The following is a 215-nucleotide window of genomic DNA, read 5'->3' as shown; positions in this document are numbered from 1 at the left end:
GCAGGTTACATTAATGAGGTACTTACTAAAAAGACATTAAGAGATATTATTCACGGAATTTTAAAAGTAACTTCTGTACCATAAACAGCTGAATTCCTTGATGAGATCAAGAGATTAGGTTACCAATTTGCATTCCAACGTGGATTATCATTCAGTTTAGATGATATCATTATTCCACAGGAAAAACATAGTATGATTGCTGCGGCGGACAAGCA

General features: G+C 34.4%; 1 pseudogene. It reads left to right on the top strand.

The window, feature by feature from the left end:
* Positions 1 to 215: pseudogene (locus tag ACRHOC_RS15800) on the top strand (hypothetical protein); the annotation flags it as partial.

It is taken from the genome of Winogradskyella poriferorum (assembly GCF_050618035.1).
Taxonomy (GTDB): domain Bacteria; phylum Bacteroidota; class Bacteroidia; order Flavobacteriales; family Flavobacteriaceae; genus Winogradskyella; species Winogradskyella poriferorum_A.
The sequence above is the reverse complement of the archived record's forward strand: the minus strand, read 5'-3'. Positions and strand labels throughout refer to the sequence as shown.